The sequence below is a fragment of the Stieleria sedimenti genome (genome assembly GCF_025060895.1).
GTDB classification, from domain to species: domain Bacteria; phylum Planctomycetota; class Planctomycetia; order Pirellulales; family Pirellulaceae; genus Stieleria; species Stieleria sedimenti.
On record NZ_JANZKV010000133.1, the window covers coordinates 11,116 to 30,623 of the forward strand.

At 59.1% G+C, this 19,508-nt stretch carries 1 protein-coding gene; it reads right to left on the reverse strand.

Going from position 1 to position 19,508, the window contains the following annotated elements; genetic code table 11:
* Nucleotides 1-259: 259 nt before the first annotated feature.
* Nucleotides 260-19,183 (reverse strand): leucine-rich repeat domain-containing protein, encoded by an 18,924-nt coding sequence (locus NZK35_RS17165; RefSeq protein ID WP_259633763.1) that lies wholly within the window; start codon nt 19,181-19,183, stop codon nt 260-262.
* Nucleotides 19,184-19,508 lie beyond the last annotated feature (325 nt).

Genomic DNA, 19,508 nt, shown 5'->3' on the forward strand with positions numbered 1-19,508 from the left:
CGGTGCTGGATTTCCAAACTTGCCCCTTGGGCATCCGGCATTGAGTAGCGGGTCTCAGCCATTTCTGATCACTTTTGCCCCAAGTGATCGTTTGGCTGAGGCCTTTTTTCTTACTCCTTGCGGATGTTAGGGAGACCCTGGAATCGCTGCCAGAGCAGTGCTCATCAAAATGAGATTTTTCGCACAGGAATCATGAAAATGGCCACGGGTAAGGGGGGCTCTTGATCACCTGTCAGTCGTTCTCTTTCCCGCTTCTCGGTCACAGCGGCAACGTCTTCAGAAACTGCAGCCCGAATCGGCCATAGTCCTGCCCATCGACGTCTCCGTCCCCATCCCCATCAAAGGCCGCGTCGTATCCGGCCATTCCTTCCGACTTTAGGAACGACAGACCGAACCGGCCGTAGTCTTGCCCATCGACATCACGGTCTCCATCGCTGTCACCGAACATCCGAAAGAACCGATCGGTCGGGTCTTCGCCGAAGACGATGTCGCGCGTCATTTGCGCCGCGCGATCGTCGGCCGATTCGACACCCGACGAACTGACGACAAGCTCGTAGTTTCCGTCGGCCAAGGAGTTCCCGCCGGGGCGAGTGATGACCGAAGGGCCCGGCAAGAAAGTCAGTTCGATTGCGGTCGCGCCGCTGGAATGATCTGCGACGTAGGTGAACGACTCGATCAACTGACCGGTGTCACGATTACGAAGCGTGAAGGCATTCTCCGGCGCCTGAACGATTTGATTGAACGCCACGCCGACCGAAGTGATTTGGGATCGATTGTTGCTGCCCCCGTTGATCTGGATGTCTTCGATTGCGACACGCGGTTGATAATCGACTTCGAAGGTTTCCGTGCGCGTTCCGCCGTCTTGGTCGTCGATCGTAATCTTGACTTCGTAGCGGCCCGGTTGTTGGTACTGGTGATCGATGCTGAATGCGGGTGCACCTTCGAGATTGATCGGTCGTCGCGTCCCGTCGCCGAAGTCGGCCAAACCGAGGTGGAAATCAAAACCCGGATCGCCGAAGCTTCCGCTGACGACGATCGAACCCTGGTCGTCGGTCGCGACCGACATCGCCGAAACATTCGGTTGCACATTCGCCACGTCGAACACCAGCGGCTCGGAAACGCCAACCAAACCATCGTTATCGGTGACTTCCAGCGTGACCACGTATCGACCTTCGTCGGGCAGCGTCAGCATCCAGTCTGGAATCGACGTGATCGGGGGAAAGCTAGCCGGTCTCGCGAACGCCAGGCCCGTATCACTCTGAATGTGCCACTCGAAACTGGCGATCGAGTCGTCAGCGGCGTCGGTAACCGTCGCTGAGATCGTTACCGTACTGCCTTCGGCGATGGGCAGATTGGTCGACGATGCGAGCGTCACAGTCGGGGCGGCGTTGTTGACGGTGACCGTGACCTGGTCGCCGTACAGCGGACCCGTGCCACCGGCACCTTCGTTCGCGGTGACTTCGATTTGGTAGACGCCGTCATTCGGCGGCGTCCACTGCAACGTGTCGGTCGACTCACCGGCGAGGACATCGCCGTTGACGCGCCAGACGTAGTGACTGAGCACCAAATTCGATTCCGCCTGAAACGTTTGTGTCTGACCCTCGTCGATGACCCGATCGCCACCGAGATCGAGCGAACGTGAGACGACGAAGTCGACCGTTCGAGTCACCGCGGCTTCGTCAAAGGGGACTCCCCGGTAAATACGGAGGGAGTCCAGTTCGCTGTGTCCCGAATCGCCTGTGCCGTTGTCTCCAATGACTAATCGATTCGAAAAACCGCTAAAGAATCTACCCGTCAGTGGTAACGAATCGGGGTTCAACAGTTTCCCGTCGCGCCAAACATAGAATTCTCCTTCCCGACCCGGCAGTTGGGCGATACGGAAATCGTGGAAGGTATCGGTGTTGTCTTCCGTCGAGAGGGCGACCGCCGGCGAACCATTCCAGGCAACACTGTTTTTCCTGATCAGCAAAAAGCCATTGACGTCGGAACCTTGCGGGGCGACCAGGACGCTCATCGAACTTCGGCTACCCTCCGGAACGGCCGGATCGTCAATGATCTTCACGCGAAGATCGACGGTGTACCCCGATTCAACGGTCATCGCCAGTGACGGCCAGATCGTCGTCGTTTCAAAGTTTTGTCCGATGTTTTGGTCGGTCGATACCCCACCCAACAAGGTCAATACGCCTCCGGAAATCGTCGGTTGGCCGACCAAGGTCAAATCCCGCAACCCGTTGCCGTCCAAATCGATCAGGGAGGGATTCGATGGATCGACGTCGAAGTCATACGCGTATCCTAGATCGTTTCGCAGTTCGACGGATGCCGGATTGCTCGTCAACGGGTCCGGCAGCACCACTTCGATACGATCACTGCCGAAGTCACCTTCGACGCGGTAGTTTCCATCTCGGTCGGTGAACGTGCATGCGACGACACGGCCACTGTCGGTGACCAAATGAATCACCGCGCCCCGAATCGGATCGCCGCCTTCAGCCAGCACCGTCCCGCGAATGATCTGCCGAATGCCATCGTCGGTTGCGTCAAACGTGAATTCGCTCTGGCTCTCACGTCCCAAGCCGTCCCGCGCGACGACATTGATTCGAGGGCTCCTCGCCAGGTTGGTGGGATAGTTGAGGACAAGCTCTGTCCCGACGACTTGGACGGTCACACTCGGGACATCACTCGTCGCGGTAAAGGTCACAGCGTGTCCATCCGCATCCACGAAACCGCCTCCGATCAGAGACAGATCCAAACGATCTTGTTGGATCGCGAGCGGGTCGATCGGCGTGATCAATGGACGTGACGGGTTTGGCGTGACGTTGACGGTCGTTTGAGGATTGTGTTCTGCGATCTTGCCGAGAAGCACGTCACGGCTGTAGGCATTGATCGGACTGTCGAGCAGCGAGATCGTTACTGCGGGCAAGACGGGAGGGTTCACGGAATCAAAACGTACCGCGTCGGCGATTGCGATCGAACCACTGGTCGCTTGCAAGGTCACCTGCAATGGCCCACCGGTGGAACCCGAGGGGGGAGCAAACTTTCCAAGTGCCAGCCAGGGGCGTCCGCCGGATAGCTGACGGTTCGGTCCGCTTGGCTCGGCGGACTGGTCGACAAGCACCGTGGTCGCAGTGCCGCCGTAGGACACGGTGTATTCCACGATCGCATCGGCATCTGCCAAAGCGGGCCAAGTGACGAAGACTTCGATCTCGCCCGTCGCTTCGATTGACCACGTCGCGGCGCTGTCGTCCTTGGCGACGCGATAGTCATCGTTCCAGGCGGTGGCCGTTTCACTGATCGAAGAGACTTCCGAAACAAATCGTTCCCAGGTTCCGGTGTAGGTGTCAACGTTGCCGTCATCCAAGACGGTGACACCGGCGAGTGTTCCCAGGTCAACGATCGGGTTGGCGTCCAACACCAATTGCTTGAGGTTCGGTAATCCGTCGATCTCAACCGAAGTGATCTGATTGTCCGACAAGTCCAATCGTTCGAGATGGGTGAGACCTGTCGGAATCGCGGTCAATTCATTGCCACTCAAGTCCAAGACGCGAAGATTGACCAACAACTCAATTCCCTGCGTTCCGGTCAGCCCGAGTTCCGACAGGTCTAAACGCTCAAGCTCCGCCAACTCGCTGGCGTAAAACGGTTGGCGAGCCACCTGACTGCCATCGGGGGTTGTGGTGATAACACGTCCCAAAGCGTTTGCGACGGCGAGTTTGATCCTCGGATCGACGGTCCCCTCCTGAAAGACGATCACGTCGGGACCCACGATCACATCGTTGCTGGGATGGGTGTCCGGAACAAAGGACTCACCGAGTTCCTGATCGAGATCGAAAATTTCGACGACTTCGGCCTGGAATCGATCGCGCCCCTCATCACCAAACAAAACGTCTAGCCCCTGTCCACCGATCAACAAGTCTCGACCGGAGCCGCCGTCGATACGATCGCGATCCGTTGCCGGATAGGCGTAGCCGAAATCGGGTGCGTCGAATTCAATTTCGAACTCGATATTCGTAATCGAGCTGAAACTGCCTGATCGATGAACGCGCAAATAGTAGGTTCCGGCCGGCAGGTTTCTCAAATCCGTGGTGGTCTTGTTCTCGCGATAGGTATTGCCATCGAGATCCAAGATGGACGCAGTGATCGGGCTTTGTTGCTGATTGGTTTCACTGGTCAACATGTTGATGCGAACGTAGTCACCACCGGTCGTAGTCCCCTGACCGTCACCGCTGGTTGTGAATCGAAACCAGGATATTTCGCCAATTCCCAGGACAAAGGGATCGTCCGCGTTTGACGGGTCCGGTGAGCGAAACACTTGCGGTTGGCCGTTGCCCAGATCGACCACCTTACCGGAGCGGTTTTCCAGCACCGTTACCGGCGTCGTGTCTTGCGGCAAAAATGTCCGATCAATTCCGGGAATGAAGTAGACCCGGCCCGCATCGGGCTGGACGCCATCGAGGATTCCGTCCACGCCGGCCGCACCAATGAACAGATCGTCCAAGCCATCCGCGTTGAGATCGGAAAGAGGTCCGTCCGCCAACGAACCGGCAAAATCGCCGAAGGTCGCCCCCGACAGATTTTGGAGATTCAGGTCCCAGAAGAGCGGTTGCCCGTAAGTGTTGTTGAGCACATCACCGGCGCTTTCAACGGAATGGATCACGACGATCTCGCCGCGATCATCTCGCCGGATAACAATGTTGGTTCCCAACGTCACGATCGATTGGCTGGGCGCTCCCACGACTAAGTCTTTCTCATCGCCGAACAGATTGCCCGACGTGGCGTACAAGGGGCCGGCGATCGCGGTTCCATGTATCAGTGCGCTGGCACCTTGGCGCGAAACACGGTACGCCGCATCGTCGTACGAATCGGTCAATTCCAGGGTTGCACCGGGGAAGGTGCCAAAATTGACATCGCCGTGATAGACGAGCAGCCCGCCCTCCAATTCACCCGCGCCTTCCAGCGACCGCGAGATCGCAAGATCACCATAGCCATCTCGATTCAGATCGCCCAGCGCAAAGACGTCCTGACCCAAGGCGACGCCATTGATGACGACGTCGCTATCGGTCACGACACTGAAGACCCCGTCCAACTGACCGGGGACTCGATGCTGTGTCCGCCCCCCCATGATCAGATAGGTGCGGCCGATTGGCATGTCGTCTGAATCGCGCAAAAAGAGGTTGGGCGAAGCGACGGCAATGTCGTCACGGCCGTCTCCGTTCAAATCGCCAATCGCTTTGGTGATCACCGTCGCGTCGGGGTTCAAGCGATTGCCCGCGGGCACCACAAAATCGTCCGTGTCCCAATCCAGAATGTCGGCTTGTTGCAATGGCAAGTTCTGCGAACCATCCGGCTCGCCAAACCCGAGCACGAGGGCACGTGCTCCTTCCAGAGCCGGATCGAATGAGACCAGGACTTCGGCGGGGCCGACACCATCCCAATTGATCAGCGAGGTCGAAGTGGACACGGCACGACCGCCCGATTCCAGATTCTGTCCCTGCAATAACTCGATCTCGAACACGGCGGAACTTCGATCGAGCTCGCGATCGATGCCGAAGCCGCCACTGTAGATCTCCAGGTACGAAAACAACCTGTTTTGAAGCACTCCGTTCTGATCGATCTGGCGGACTTCTTCACGAACCAGGATCAGATCATTGGCGCCGTCGCCAGTTAAGTCACCACTGCCAGCGGCGATTTTTCGATCGCGAATGATCAGGTTGGCGAACTGCTCGACGGACTGGATGCCATCAAGCTCGAAAGGGCCAAAGTAGACATAGCTCACCGATTCGCCTTCGATGGCCACGTCATCAATGCCGTCGCCATTGATGTCACCGATTGATCGGCCTACGCTCAGCCGGTTTCCCGCTTGAACGCCCTCAATCGTGACGGCATCACGCAACCGACTCGATGATTGCAAGTCAAATCCCGGGGGATCGGTACTTGGTTCGTGAGCTACGGATGGACTGGCGAGTCGAGGCGAGGCAAACACGGCAGTCAGGTGGGTGTCTGAATGGGATCCATCATCAACTACGGTGACCGCTCCGCCATAAGCCACCGACAATGCCCGGCCGAGCTGTGAGAAAATGGCCAAATCGGAAACGCCGTCATCGTTGATGTCTCCCACAGAGCCAAACAGAGGCAAACGTGTCGGCAAGGAAGCTGCAACATTGGGTTTTAGGTAAAGCGAGTCCGGCGATTCGAGCATCAGGCGAGGGGCGCTCTCGAAGTCGGCGGGATTTCCCCGTAAATCAAAGCCCGCGTCACTGACATAAAGCTCGGTGACCCAGTGCAGGTTCGGTTCGCCCGTGTTGTCCGCCACCGTTTCGTTCTCGATCCACCGTGACGTCGCCAAATCCACCAAGCCGTCGCCGGTAAAGTCATCGACCGGTCGTAACCCTTCCGTTGCGACAGTGACGAGGTCGGGCGCGGATCGCAGATCACCGAACACAAGGATACTGTGATCCAGGCTTCCGCCGCTGATCACCGCGTCGCTGGTTGACGAAGCGTCCAGTCGACCGGCCAGTGCCAAGTGGGCTGTTCCAAAGGACCCGGCGACATCCAAGGACATTAGATCGGATAGATCACTTCCTCCAAAAACAATCTTCAGTCGATCCGGCCCCAGGATTCCGACATCCATAAAACCGTCGTTGTCCCAGTCGCCCAGTGACGATGTGTGATGCAGGAATGCGTCGGCTGTTGGTGTCGCGTCGAGCGTCACGATGTCGGTGACGGCATTGGTACGGAAATCGTCACGCGGCCTGCCGGCGAACAACCGGGTCTGGTCAGCATCCGTCACGACCAGATCGTCATACGCATCGCCATTCAAACTGCCAACGATCGTACCGCGGACCGGCGATTCGGACCGGGGCGAAAAGGCAAATCCGCTGATGGCGGTGGTGCGGCTGAATTCCGTTTCCAGATCGAGGAAATCAGGATTGCTCGCAGCCCCAAACAAGATCGTCACCCCGTTGGCATTGCCGGGCTTGGTGGATGAGAAAACAAGGTCGTCAAAGCCATCGCCGTCCAAATCGCCGTTTCCGGTTACAAACGTGACGCTGTTCTCCGGCGCGGCGACCCCGACGGGATCGGCTAAGTGGCCGGGTAGTCGCAAGATCGTCCCTGAACTGGTCTCAAACCCTTCGATCCCCAAGAAAACATCCGGGTCCAAAACACCATCGTCGCCGTAAACCAAGCGGGCGTATGTGTAGTCTTCACCCGATTCGACGACGTTCTGGACCGCCACAATGTAGTCATCGATTGGGTTGCCTTCGGAGTCCAAGTCGCCATTGAAATTACCGATCGGAATCACGACCCCTTGTCCGCCCAAATTCCGACCATCGACGACCATCTGGATCTGTCCTGCGGTGCGGGCAAATCCGGTTCGCGGATCGGCGTCGCGATCGGTCAGTTGGGAGAGCGATATCGAGGTCGTCTGGCCAAACGTATCTAGCAGCTCGATGGAGTAATGTCGTGACGTGTTGCGGGGAGCATCTTCGTCGGGGATCCGGTTCTCGACACGAATCAGGTAGTGCTTCGGAGCGTCGGCAAGTTCATCAACCGGGACGAGTGACAGCTCGGCATCGTTTCCGGTTGCCTCGGCATAGAACAGCGAAAAAGCAAGCGGCTCCGAATCGCCGGATTCCAATTCGACAATTCGAATCATGTCGCGCGTCAGAGTCGCGCCCTGTTGTCCGGCAAACTGCCGCATCGCTGCGGGGGTAACGGAATACCAATCCACCAAATCTCCCTGATGGAAATTCAGTCTCAATGGTGCATCTGTCTTTAAGAACGGGGTGATGTCTGCTGCGAATTCAAACGTATCATTGATGCTTGCAGCGAAGGACCTTGTCACAAATTCGAAGTCATCGGGAATGATTCCGGTTGTCCCGTTCAAGATGTCGTCACCTTGCCCTCCGGTGATCTGGTCGTTTCCAAGACCGCCGGCAATGAAATCTGAGCCTTCGCCGCCATCAAGCCATTCTCCAACCGGTCCACCCAACAAGCGGTCATTGCCTTGGCCACCGACGACGTGTAGATCACGGAATAGATTGGCACCGACTTGAATGTCCCCTGCCTGGATGCCCCAAGTGGCACCTGTGCTGTCACCGGGGAACGCAAACGGCATCTCGCCTCCCGCGAGCCAGGTATCGTCGCCCGCCCCCAAATCAACTTCGAGCCCTTCGACATCCGTTGCAGCGAAGAAATGAAACTTTCGCAGCAGTGTTCCAAATGTGCTATCGCTCTCGGTTGGAGATTTTGCAAACTCCCGATTGGCGGTGTCCCACACCAGCGTCGAGATTTCATAACGATCCAGCAAAGGGTTGAATCGAACCGCCGCGAAGTCGTTGATCGGTCGGTTCGTCGTATCAAAATCTCCGCCGAGGAAGACCACACGATCGTCGCCGGCGGCGCCCGCGTAGCGATCACTTTGGGTCGGCAGAAACGTCGTTGTTGTTCCGGTCAACGTTGGCAAGAAGTCGGGAATGGTTTGAAACGTGTCGTCACCCGCCTGGCCAAACAGCAAATCGCTCGCGCCGCGGTCATCGCCGCCGGTCAGGACATCGTTGCCGGGACCGCCAAAGATGAAGTCTTCTCCGGGACCGCCTTGCAGGACGTCGTTCCCGGGGCCGCCGAAGATCACGTCGCGGCGCTCAAACTGAACCATCGCACCAAGATCGAGCAACGACGGCGAGGCGTTGCCCGGGAAATCGAACGAGAGTTCATAAATCGTCGCAGCGCTGTTCGATTCGACCCGCAACGTGTATTCGACTCCGGCGACCAAGTTGTACCCGCCCGAAACCGGAGTTTCCGCCGTCGTGCTTGCACCGGCGAATAGATCGAAGGTCATCCCGTCATCGATGCCGAGACTCTCGATCGAGATGTCGACCAGCGCATTGGCGACGACCGAGAAACGGTAATGATCGACGTCATTCGGATTGTCGATTGTCAGCCCCGTGTACTTCACACTGCTGCTGAGCAATGACGTCGGGGCGGCCGTCGCGGCGGCGGGCAGGCCCAGCCGACCCCTGGCCGGATCATTCAACGGGATCGAGATCGACAGCGAAGTGTCTTCGGCGAGGCCCGTCGTCGAAAGCGCGATCCGAGACCCGATCGCGCGTGTCGCGATCACCAAACCTGACGCAGCGGTCAAGCCGAGTTGACGATTGATGTCTTCGACTAAATCGTCAATCGATTCGTTCGGCTCGGTCCCAATCTCATCACCGTTGGTCACGCTCGCCGGAACCTCAACCAAGACATGCTCTTCGAGCTCATTGACGATCAAGTAAAAACTTGCGTCGGCCCTCAAAATGCCCGTCGTCGGTGAAACGTCTCGCGTGCCGACGATCACTGCCGGACCCCTCAATGAATAAGCGCCGTCGCGCTCGTCATTCCGATTGCCGATTTCGTCGGTTTGATCGATCAGGATCGCACGTCCGGAGGCGATCAGCACGCGATCGTCGCCTTCACCCGCATCGACCCAAACGGTCTTCTGAACCGTCGGGCCGACATTGATGATGTCGTCGCCGCCGAGAGCGTCAATGATGATTGCGCGGAAGTCGTCTTCGGGCGGCAGCAATCGACTCAGACTCTCCGCATCGCTAAATTTCTCATTCAGCGCTTCGGCGCGGGCGAAGGGATCATCGCTCAACAAGCCGTCGACCGAGAACACCGTGTCGGGATCCCAGATCAAATTGCCGTCGTCGTCGGTCGCGCGAAAGTCCAACCGGACTTGGGCGTCAAAGCTGGTCAGTTCGCCGTTGCGTGTCAGTCGGGTGACCAAGTGGTGACCGAGCAAAATGCCCGGTTCGGTCACAAAGTCGACGGAGATCTCGTCGTTGGCGTTCGTGCCGCCGACGTACCAGACCTGTCCGGTCGTCCGCGCGTACGCTTTCCACTCGTCGTTGGCGTCACCACTGTCGAGCGATTCAAACGGCGTTCCCGTGCGCGTGTACAGCCGGTTCGTGCCTCCGGCTCCATAGAGTAGATCGAGTCCCGTCCCGCCGAACAGTTCGTCATCGCCAGGCCCACCGATGATCCGGTTCAGCCCGGTGTCCTCGAGGACTTGCCGGCCGTCGACGGTTTCGAAAATCCCAAATGACCCGCTGCCGGCGACGCCGGGATCGGATGACCAGGCGTACAATTGATTCGTCCCTTGGCCGCCTAGTACATCATCGTTGCCTTGACCGGCCCAGATTCTGTCGTGATCGGTGACACTGCCATTTCCATCGTCGCCCCACAAGCGGTCATCACCGGCAAACCCCGAGATTGAATCGTCACCGCGTCCGCCATCGATGCGATCGCGGCCTGCTGAACCGATTAGCGTGTCATTTCCGGGGCCGCCGGAGATCGTCGTCACCCAGTCGCGACTGCGAGCACGCAGCGCCGACACGTCGAGTGCTTCGGCAGCTTGAACGAACTCGATATGGTCATTGCCGACTCCGCCGTCGATTCGAATCTGTTCGACCAGCGGTCCATTGGCGTCGGCCCAGTTGACGATCAATTCCGCTCCGTTGTAAGCGACCTTCATTTGTCCGCCCGGGGCGGCGCTGATGCGAACGTCGTCATTGGCAGCCGTGCCCTGGATCAGCATCACGTCGGTCGCGTTGTCATCGTCGACTTCACCGTGCCCGTTGAAGGTATCGCCGCCGGTGACCTGATAGCCGGCCGCAACGTCCAAGACCAAGAAGTCGATTCCGCCGCCGCCCAGTAAACGGTCGTTGCCGTCCTGGCCTTCCAGCCAATCACCGTCGCCGCCGCCCCGCAGCAAGTCGTTGCCACCGCCGCCATACATCTGGTCTTGGCCGCTGCCGCCGATCAAGGTGTCATCGGCGCCGACGACTGCTGCGTCCGGATTGCGGCTGAAATTGGGTCCGACGGCCCAATCGCCGCTGAGGTAGTCTGCGCCCGACTCGCCGAACAGCAATTCACTCCGCACGTTGCCGTACAAGAAGTCACTGCCATTGCCGCCAAACAGTTGGTCGCCCTGCGCATTGTCCGCGGTCGTTGTCGCCGCCCAAGCATACAGCGAATCGCTGTCATCGCCGCCGAACAACCGCTGCCCGTCGGTCGACCCGCCGGCGTCACCGCTGCCGCCATACAACGTGTCGCGTCCGGCATCGCCGTAGAGCTGATCGATCCCGGGTCCACCATGCAGCACGTCAGACCCATCACCGCCACGCACGACGTCGTCACCCGCTTCGCCGAGCAGATCCGAGTCATTGCCGCTGCCGCCGTCGATGTAATCGTTGCCCTGTCCACCCAGGATTCGGTCGGCTTCGCTGCCGCCGAACAGCCAGTCGGTTCCCTCGTCGCCACGAATCAAGTCTCGACCGTCGCCGGCGATGCCGCCGACACTTTGCCCGCCGAGGATCGTCGGCACGAACAACTCGATCGGCAAAACATAGTTGCTGTAGCCGGCCGTCCCCGTGGCGCCATCGACCAGAGCAGTTGCTTCATCATATCGCGACGGTTTTTCAAACAGAGACGGATCGCTGAGCGAGAAGTTGGATGCATCGTGGGTCGCGATGCCTCCCCAGACCAAATCATTGCCCAGCCCGCCGCTCAAGTCATCGTCGCCCAGGCCACCGACGATCACATCATCACCGGCCAGTCCAGCCACAACATCGTTTCCCGCGCCGGCGTCGATGAAGTCGTTTCCGAGGGAACCGTAGAGCGTGTCGTTGCCGCTGCCGCCGCGGAGGACGTGGCCGGACAAAACCGAACTGCCCGAGGCGTCCTCGTCGGCGAAGAGCAGATCATCACCGGCACCGCCATCGATCTCGTCGACACCACTGCCTCCACGAAGTGAATCGTTGCCCGCATCTCCGTGCATCCGATCGTCACCGCCGCCGCCGTCGAGATCATCGTTTCCGGCGCCGCCGAACAGCACGTCGTTCTGTCCGCCACCGAACACGGTGTCGTCGTCGTCACCGCCGTCGATGTTGTCCGCGCCCGACTGACCGAGCAACAGATCCTTTCCCGATCCGCCTTCGATTCGGTCGTCACCCAAGCCGCCTTCGATCCGATCGTCACCGGATCCGCCGCGCAGCGTGTCGTTGCCGCGCCCCCCCTTGATCCGGTCGGCGCCGTCTTGTCCATCGACGTCATCGGCACCGTCGCCACCGAGGATTTGGTCGTTGCCGGTTCCTCCACGAATCGAGTCTTCGTTTTTGCCGCCGTCGAGATAATCCGCGCCGGCGCCGCCTTCGAGCGTGTCGTTGCCGACGCCACCGGTCAACAAATCGTTGCCGTCCCCGCCCACTAAGAGGTCGTCTTGGCTGCCACCTGTCAGCGTGTCATTGCCGTCGCCGCCGTAGAACGTGGTGACGCCACCGCCCGCGGTCAACGCATCGTTGCCAGCACCGCCGTCGATCATGACGGGAATCGTGACGGCGTTTGCGATGGTCAGCTCATCATTTCCGGCTCCCGCGTCACCCCTGATCGATGTCACGCCGAGGATGTCTCCGGTGCGCATGCCCTGTCCCTGAACGACAATTGATCCGGGTTGGGATCCGGCAAGCACTCGGTAGTCGTCATCTCCGCTGGTAAACTTGAGCGTCAATTCATTTCCAATTCGGCTGGTCAACGCCGCGAGTGCCACCTCGGGGTGGTTGCGGCTGAGATCAAAGTCGACCAACGTCACGCGGGCAATTTGAAACTCGTCAGAGACGAAGAGGACGCGGTAGTATGCGTCCAAGCCTGCTTGAACTTTGCCGCCAACATCAAACACGTAAATCGGTGAAAGCGACAGATTCTCAAAGATCTCGGACGCCCGGACGCGTCCGTCTTTGTTGTTGTCGTGCAAGTTGAAATCGACGTTGGCAAAGATCCCGCCGTTGACGCCAGCTTCGGCGATCAGCACGTTCAGACTCGCCCCGGCCGTCAGACTGCCGCGTAGATAGACCTCCGCGACATCGGCTCCCGTGCCATCGGCGTTCGACCGATCACTGACAAAAAAGCCATCGGCCAATTTTTCCAGATCACCCGTTTTGGCAAACTGATTGATCCCCGACGTGTCATAGCCGAACGCAAAATCGGCTCCGGCGGTGATGCGTCCGCCGAAGTTGGCAAACAGTCCTGGAATCGGCGTCGGGAACGATTGGTTGTAGTTGAAGTCGACTTCCAATTTCGGCGCGTCGAACAAAAACAGATCGACGTCTTTACCCAACAGCAACTTGAACGCCGTGGACGGTTTCTCAAGCAGCGGAAAACTCAACACGCTGGCGGTTTTGGACAGGTTGGTCTTGAATCCACCACCCGGCGTCGATGGCGTTCCGATCGCGTCCAAGACCGCTTCTTCCGAGGAGGATGCGATCGACAACTCCTTTCGCATCGTGCTGCCGGTCTCGCCACCGGGTGCATAGGCACCCAACGCGTCTGCGGCGACGCTGAATTGCCCCAAGGCGACCCATTCGTAGGATGCATCAAACGCGTCGGGGCCGGGCAGATTGGTGATCAGGTCATTGACATTGATCACCGAATCGAGAAAAGGTTTGACTCTGGCATTCCCAAAAGTTGCGGCAATGTCGACCAACGTCACGTCGCGGCCGGCCAGATCACTGATCACGGGAAGACGCTGTTGCAAAACGTCGATGACCGGTTGGACGGGCTTGAGCACGTCTTGAACTTGCCCCAGCACCTCGCCGACGAACCCGCCGAAGAACTCGCCCAAGTTCATTTGGACGTTCTCGAAATTCACCTTCAACGGCTCATCCGTTGTCGGCGTAAAACGCGTGTTGGTCGGATCGTCCGCAGCGGCAAGCCGGCTGCCGAATCCCCAATCGACTCGCAGATTGGTTCGCAAACTGGGCAGGATCGTTGAATCGCCCACGCTGGCCGTCAGCAACAGGTCGGTCGTCGCCGACGCGACTAACTCATGATCGACAACATCCGAAAAACTACCGGCCAACATTTCGCTGAGCGTCAAGGTGTTGCCGCCGCTGGGATCGACGAAGGTGACAAAGAAGTCACCGTCGAAGCGAGTTTCACCCGCGCCCTTGGTGGCATTGATCCCCAACAGCGCCAGTTGTCCGGTCGCGTCGATCTCTGGAATCGTCGCGTCAAACGAAACCGTCAACCCCGAATCGGCCGTGTCAAAATAGAACCCTTCGGTCTTGCTGACGCCAAATCCGAGTCGAAACTCGAATCCGAAATCCAGTTGAACTTCCGCATCGATGTCAAAGTTTAATCCCGGAAGCCCCAAGTCAAAGTCCACCGGCAAGTCGATCGTGTCGATGGCCTTGCCCAACAAGATGTCAAAGTCGACTTGATCGCCCGACGTCACGACCATCACGTCGGCGATAGAAATCAGACTGTCACCGCTGAGGTCTGCCAACAGATTCAACCCGTCGGGGCCGAGGGCCGCAAACAGTCCTTCGGCAACTTTCGTTGCGCCCTGGTCGGCCAGATTCGAGACGTGACTCAACACCGATTCTTTGATGTCGACCAAGAAGTCGGCTTCGTCGGCCAGTGCGTCACCGATGATCGGCAGTGGCACACCCAGTACGTCACCCTTCATCGTTTCGATCAGCAAATCGAACGCACCTTCCCATCCGCCGACCAGTGACAGCAGGTTGTCACCGATGTTTCCGATCGCATCGATTTTGTCTTGAAAGGCTTGTTTGACGTCTTCGGCGTCAAAGACGGAATCCGAATTGAGATCGATGGGGTTGGCAAACGACGCGTCCCACAGTCCGAATTGCAGGACGGGGTCGGTCAAGTCGGCCACGTCGATTTGGAGATTGATCGGTGCGGTCCCCAAGGGCGCTTCGATGGGCAATCGCACGAACGCGCCGCCGGTTGCCGTCGTGACCAGATCCAGCGACTCGTCTAAGAAGAAGTATCGCCCGTCGGCATCATTGAACGCCAATTCAAACGTTGCCGGTGACAGCGGGTCGGTCGGAAGCGCTCCCGGAATTCCGATCCCGGCGACGCCGTCGACGACTCCGATGCCGAACGGACCGAGCGAAGCTTCAAAGTCGATGTCGCTCGCCGAGGCACCGGCACGGAGCGTCAGTTTGGTGCCGTTCGGGTCCGCCGGATCGGTGTAGAGGAATGGCTTGACGCCTCCCGAGCTGACTTCCACGCCGAGAGCCAGTGTTGCCGCGGCAGCGGCCGAGAGCATCACCTCGGATGTCGCGCCGACGTCAACTAAATCTCCGATGCCACCCAGCCCTAAGTCGCCTAAGCCCACCGACAACGGATACTTGGCTTGGACCATCTTGTCCAACATCAAGTCGAACCGGACCGCGATCGCTGGACCGTTGGACGTGTCGATCACCAATCCGATCGCGTCCGCGGGCAGGCCGGTGACCTGTTCCAGTTTCGATTCCAATCCCTGCAGACTTCCCGGTCCGGAGAGTTGTAGCCTGTCCAAGATGGTGGACACGCCACCCAGGAACGCGTCAAAGTCTTCCGCCGGGACGTTGATGTCGGGCAGCTCGACTTCGAAGTCGAGCGTGTCGGCGAAGAGGTTCTGAAAGTCCTGCAGCGAAAACTTTCCGTCGTCTTCTCCGCCCGGGTCATTGATCGGCGTCAGGTCGCTCGCCGAGGAAAAGAAGTTCAGCAGATTCGGCAGCGAGATATCGAACTCTGGAAAATCAATTTCGGGTATGGCCAAGTCCGAAGCCAACGCGCCCGCCCGGGCTATTTGATTGACGCCGTCACTCAACACGTCCAGCGTCGTCGACCCGATCGACTTGATCGCGTCGGTCAGGTCCCTCAGCAACTCTCTCAGGCCTGCCGCATCGGGCAAATTGACGTTCAGGATCGGCAGCGTGATCGAGTCGACCGATAGCAGACGCTCCAAACCGTTGATCAACCCGCTCAGAATGTCGGCTGCGTCAACGTCGGAGAGTGCATCCAAAACCGAGTCGATCGATCCGCTGAGCGCCGCTTGGATGTCGCCGCTGAAATCGGTGATCGTTGCCGTGAAGCTTTCGCCGGATGATCCATAGTCGTTGCCGCCGACGCTGCCGAACACCGGCAGGGTGAATTCGATCAATCCGTCGACGGATGCTTCGATCGTCGACTGCAACCCTGCGAACATCTCCGCCAATGTCATTCTGGGTTGCGGCAGGGCGACGGACGCCGAAACACGGCTGGGCACTCCCGCCTGGTCGAGGAGTTGTCCGCCATCGATCGAAACTTCGGTGAATCCCAAGTTGGCGGTCGCCGAGAAACCGTCCGTCTCCATCGCGACCGTGCCCCTGGCAATCGGGGTCCCCGCGATGGTTTCGACAAACACGTGATCCGCGATCGTATCACCGTGCAGGGGCAATCCTTCGATGACGGCTGGATTCTGCGGCTCATCGCTGGGCCGGAACTCGCCAAGTATCCCTAGCTGAAAGCCCGTCAACGAATCGCCGGCTGCCCGTACCGCAAACTCCGCCCCCTCGTCCACGCTGTGATCGGTCAACTGAAATCCGACCGTGATGCCGTTTTCTTCGCGAAGCGATACGATTAACTTCCGCGAACCGTCCGGCAGCGTCGGAGCAGCGTTTTCCAGGCGGGCAATGACAGCGTTCAAATCGGCGGCGCCGTCAAAATCAACGGCGAACTCGGATCCATCCCGCAAGCGAATCGTGACGTCCTGGCCGACTTCCGTTTCGATCCCCAATGCGGTCAGCGTCGTCGTTCCGCTGATCGTGGTAGCCGCGTCACCGGCACCGAGCGGCCGCATGTCGATGCCCAATCGAAAGCTGCCGTTGACGGTGGGCGTGAAAGTGACTTCACCCTCAGTTTCAAAGCCGACGAAGTCGCCGATCCCGAAATTGAATTCGAGGGCGTCGTCCGTCCCCAATGGGAACGCTTTGCTGAAGTCGACGTCAAAGGTCAGGGTCTTCGTCGCCGGTTGATAGTTCGGGTTGCTGATTCCCGCCGAGGCCCCGAAATCCAACGCGGCCAGTTCTTGAGCGTTGGAGAACGCCAATCGACCCTCGTCGCCGACCAGTTTGGAAACGATCAGCTCCTCGAAGACACCCTTGAACTTGATCAGGTCAGCATAGCGCAGCGTGTCTGCCAGGGGGAGGTTGCCGCTTAGTTTTTCCTGTGCAAAATCACCCAGCCATCCGCCCAATTGCTCAATGCCGCTGGCCAGATCCTCCGCCGAAACGTTTGCGAAATCCTGCAAGCCGCCGTCGGGTGCAAGAACGAGTTGCGGCTGCGACTGGCCGGCGAACACCGCCGCGCCGGCCAGATCGAGGATCACCGAGCCGTCGACGAGAGTCTGATTTCCGACGGTGCCTGCCAGACCAAGATTGATGTCGAAATCGCCGAGCGTCTGCGTGGTGACCAGCGTCTCAACGGATTCGCCAATCAGACGGGCCGCCGAAACGGACTCGCCCGGCTGTCCGATTCGGTTTTGAAGGGTGGCGTCAATGTTCACCGTACCGCTGGCGGAAACACCCAAGAATCCGACGTTGGCGCCGAAACTGACCGAATCGTTCGCCGTGAATTGATTCTTTGCGTCGTCAAACCTGACCGCAAACGCGTCCAGCGGCGATGCGGTGTGGCGGCGATCGATTTCAATTTGAAGTTGCCAGTCCGTACTCGAATTCAGGTCGACTTCTGGCAAGGTTTCGCTGACCGTCAACCCCGCATCGACGATTTCGTCACCGAGCACCAATCGATGCGTCTTCGGCGTCGGATCGTTCTTCACCTGGACGTTCAACGAAAGCAGCTGATCCGACGACGAACGGGTCACGGTCATGCCGTCGGTCTGCAAGGCGTCGGCAACCTCGTTCCACGTCGGTCGTGGATTCGCAGCCAACAGAGCCTCCACCTTCGATTGCAATTTGTCGCGAAGGACCCCATCCAGGTCGGCCGAATCGGCAAACGTTGTTTCCAGCGCGGGCATCGCGTTGGCCAAGGGTGTCTCCGATTCGAGTCGGGCACCGAACTGGGTGATCGCAGCGAAACCTTGACGAAGCGTTTCGTCGGCCTGATCGTGCAACGCGTCGAGCGGCTCGAACGATTCCAGGGCCACCGTGATCGGTTCGCCGCGAAACAGCGTCCCGCTGGTTGCCGCGATGACGGGCGATCCGTCAAACAGCAGATCGGTGGAGGGACGCATGTCGAACTCGCCGCGGACAAATCCCGAGGACGTGGCGGATAACTGCGGTGTGCCCGCCAACTCGGCCGTGCTCAATCGATCGTCATTGCCGGTGTCGACGCCGATCGTCGCGACGCCCGCGATCGCCAGCCCCCCCGCTTCGGTTTCCAACGCAAGCAATCCGTATTCGATCTCCGGCAAGAACGTCTTCACGTCTTCACCGGATGCAGAAAAACCGAGCAAAGCCAAGCCGCTGTCGCCTGAAATCGCAAGGTGTTGCACCGCCGGCGACACGCCGCGGAACCCCAGACGCCCGCCGGCATCCACGGCCCTGACGGCACCGGGAACACCGGCGTCAATCAGCGGCTGACGCAGCGCGGCATTGAGCCGATCGGCCAGCGGGGTCACGTTTCCGGCGGTGTTCGCCGGCAGCGTCGCGGTGACGTTGGTCGCATCGTTCACCGCCAGCGTGAAGCTGATGTCCCGATCGATCGCCGCGAAGTCCGGCAGGGCGCCCGTGGCGGTCACTTCGGCCGCATCGACGACACTGAAATCCAGTCGCCGGATCTTGGTGAAAAATCCTCCTCCGGCATCGACGCCGAACTGCAGTGCCAGTGTGACACCGAACTCGGCCGAACTCATGCTTTCGTCAAACGACAGACCCAAGCCGTCGGCCGAGGATCCGAAATCGGGTCGATAGTCGATGGTCTCCTGGAGATAGACCGTCGTGTCAAAGACCAATTCGGTTCCGAGGATCGCACCCGCCGCAGGCGCCACCACGGCGGCCTGACTTTCCAGGAAGCCCACGACGTCATCGGTCGTCGCGGCACCTGTTCCCTGCAAATACGCCGTCAATGGCGTCACGAATTCGCTGGTCAATTTCGCAGAAAAATCCAGCCCCTGGTTAAACGACCGACCCAGCGCCGCGAGCGGTCGGGACAGCAGCGGCGAGGATTCGACGTGCTGGGCAAAACCGCCGTCGACCGTGGCGAACGCGTCGAGACCGTCTCGAAGTTCTTGGTTCTGTTGCGGTGAAATTAAATCCCCGGCGAGGAGCTGACGGGCCTCCAGCTTTTCGACCTTTCGACGGCGGTTGGTGAGATCGGAAGTGCGTCGTCGGCTACGATTGGTGCGAAGAAACATGGAAGTTGGACCAAAGCGTGTGCGGGAAATCCGTACGATGGAGGGATTGTCAAAAGCGATTCGGAAGGACAGCCCCTAATCCGTCTGTTGCCAATCGCTCGCGATGTCCGCCAACTTAATCGAACTCTCCATCATGCACCGCAGCCCGCCCCAGAAGAGGTAACATGGCGCCGCCTCAGGAGCAATTACGTGTTTGCCCCTTTGTGTCCCCGCGGGGTTGGCGAGATCGCACGAGAAAACACCGTGGTTGGATCCAATTGCGAATGAGTGTTGGAGCCCAGTACAGCTTGATCGAGTTCGATGGCTGCCCGGACGCTGGCGCGAA

Excerpts from the sequence above, each read along its gene's own strand:
- NZK35_RS17165 (WP_259633763.1), bottom strand. The coding sequence starts at position 19,183 with ATGTTTCTTCGCACCAATCGTAGCCGACGACGCACTTCCGATCTCACC.